At 38.2% G+C, this 1,002-nt stretch carries 1 protein-coding gene; it reads right to left on the bottom strand.

Annotation, left to right across the window (positions count from 1 at the left end; genetic code table 11):
• Window positions 1-161 precede the first annotated feature (161 nt).
• Window positions 162-818 (bottom strand): tail fiber domain-containing protein, encoded by a 657-nt coding sequence (locus F6K23_RS41330; RefSeq protein WP_293167121.1) that lies wholly within the window; start codon window positions 816-818, stop codon window positions 162-164.
• Window positions 819-1,002: the final 184 nt, after the last annotated feature.

The following is a 1,002-nucleotide window of genomic DNA, read 5'->3' as shown; positions in this document are numbered from 1 at the left end:
TGCTGATTACTATCAACAACGTTATCGTCAACGAGTACTCAATAATCTCCATAAAAATGCTCAGGACTTGGGTTTTGAGCTTACTCCCAAACCCGATGCTCATACGGTTTCTTAGGAGAGGTATATTTACGCCAAATCAGTACCACCCTGATTTATTTCTACTAATCGATATTGTTGCTTGGCTTGAGTAATTTAATTTCTCCTTGCAAGATTTCGAGTTCCTCTTGCTGTTGTTTAACAACCTTGGTTAAAACTGCGATAACATCCATAGTCTTAACCGCCTTGTGTTCGTCAGTACTTATTAACTCCGGAACCTCTTCAGCAATAAAACCAGCATTCAGAGTTTTACTCTCATCACCAATGTAATTATATTTGACTGGGTTGAGGTCTGCTAAAATATCAACCGCCTCTTGACTAGACAGACTGCCGACATTTTCTTTTAATTCTTTCGATGAAGCTTGAGAAACACTACCTTTTACGGTCAGGTTTCCGTTTGGCCAAAAAACAGTTCCTAAATCTGTAAAGGGATAACCTCCATCTATTTTAGGAACAATCCATAGCTGATCATGATCGCTTGGAGCGTTAATTACCCAAGAATTCCTCCTAGAATCCTTATTGAAGAACACCGTTGTCCCTCGAAAATTATGTTGTCCCATTACAGGTGCAGCCAAAAATGATAAACCAGCAATTAGCAAAATCATCGAGAACGTAACTAAGCAAAAAATCCTCACTTTTTGTGTTACCAACATAGCAACACTATTCAATGAACCCTTTACCCATCCCCAACCAGAGGAATCTTTCTTCTCGAAGTAACCCATTTTGTTCACCTCAAAAAACTAAGTGCGCAAGTGAAACATCCTAAAACAACAAATTCTCAACTTTTGAGTTGTGAGTCCTTTCATTTCTCTATTGCGAAGACTAGCCTTTTTTTTTTATGCACATCGTCTGTCTTTGTTAACGAAAATTGAGTGCAAAATGTCGAGCATTTGTAACAAAACGTTA

Source organism: Okeania sp. SIO2C9, assembly GCF_010672455.1.
Lineage (GTDB): Bacteria > Cyanobacteriota > Cyanobacteriia > Cyanobacteriales > Microcoleaceae > Okeania.
The sequence above is the reverse complement of the archived record's forward strand: the minus strand, read 5'-3'. Positions and strand labels throughout refer to the sequence as shown.

Bases quoted from the DNA above. Each gene is read 5' to 3' on its own strand.
- F6K23_RS41330 (WP_293167121.1), bottom strand. From the start codon at position 818: ATGGGTTACTTCGAGAAGAAAGATTCCTCTGGTTGGGGATGGGTAAAG.